The sequence below is a fragment of the Massilia pinisoli genome, assembly GCF_024753285.1.
GTDB lineage: Bacteria > Pseudomonadota > Gammaproteobacteria > Burkholderiales > Burkholderiaceae_D > Telluria > Telluria pinisoli.
The window spans coordinates 1-1,181 of sequence record NZ_JANUGW010000058.1; the positions used below are offsets into that span (position 1 = coordinate 1).

Consider the following 1,181-nt stretch of genomic DNA (forward strand, 5'->3'; position numbering starts at 1 on the left):
CATATCCGCAGCTTCGGTGACTGGCTTAGCCCCGTTACATCTTCCGCGCAGGACGACTCGATCAGTGAGCTATTACGCTTTCTTTAAATGATGGCTGCTTCTAAGCCAACATCCTGACTGTTTTAGCCTTCCCACTTCGTTTTCCACTTAGCCAATCTTTGGGACCTTAGCTGGCGGTCTGGGTTGTTTCCCTCTTGACGCCGGACGTTAGCACCCGACGTCTGTCTCCCAAGCTCGCACTCACCGGTATTCGGAGTTTGCAATGGTTTGGTAAGTCGCAATGACCCCCTAGCCATAACAGTGCTCTACCCCCGATGGTGATACTTGAGGCACTACCTAAATAGTTTTCGGAGAGAACCAGCTATTTCCAGGTTTGTTTAGCCTTTCACCCCTACCCACAGCTCATCCCCTAATTTTTCAACATTAGTGGGTTCGGACCTCCAGGGCGTGTTACCGCACCTTCATCCTGGCCATGGGTAGATCACCTGGTTTCGGGTCTACACCCAGCGACTGTCGCCCTATTCGGACTCGATTTCTCTACGGCTCCCCGATCTGGTTAACCTCGCCACTGAATGTAAGTCGCTGACCCATTATACAAAAGGTACGCCGTCACCCCACGAAGAGGCTCCGACTGTTTGTATGCACACGGTTTCAGGATCTATTTCACTCCCCTCCCGGGGTTCTTTTCGCCTTTCCCTCACGGTACTGGTTCACTATCGGTCGATTACGAGTATTTAGCCTTGGAGGATGGTCCCCCCATCTTCAGACAGGATTTCTCGTGTCCCGCCCTACTTGTCGTACGCTTAGTACCACCGTCCGGATTTCGTGTACGGGGCTATCACCCGCTATGGCCGCCGTTTCCAAGGCGTTCCACTATCCAGTCGACTATCACGTACAAGGCTCTTCCCATTTCGCTCGCCACTACTTTGGGAATCTCGGTTGATTTCTTTTCCTGCAGCTACTTAGATGTTTCAGTTCGCCGCGTTCGCTTCGCATACCTATGTATTCAGTATGCGATGACCTAAAAGGCCGGGTTTCCCCATTCGGAAATCTGCGGATCAAAGTGTGTTTGCTCACTCCCCGCAGCTTATCGCAAGCTACTACGTCCTTCATCGCCTGTAATCGCCAAGGCATCCACCATGTGCACTTATTCACTTGTCCCTATAACGTTGGCCCCTGCA

At 52.0% G+C, this 1,181-nt stretch carries 1 rRNA gene; it reads right to left on the reverse strand.

The window, feature by feature from the left end:
• Window positions 1–1,161 (reverse strand): 23S ribosomal RNA (locus NX784_RS28720); the annotation flags it as partial.
• Window positions 1,162–1,181 lie beyond the last annotated feature (20 nt).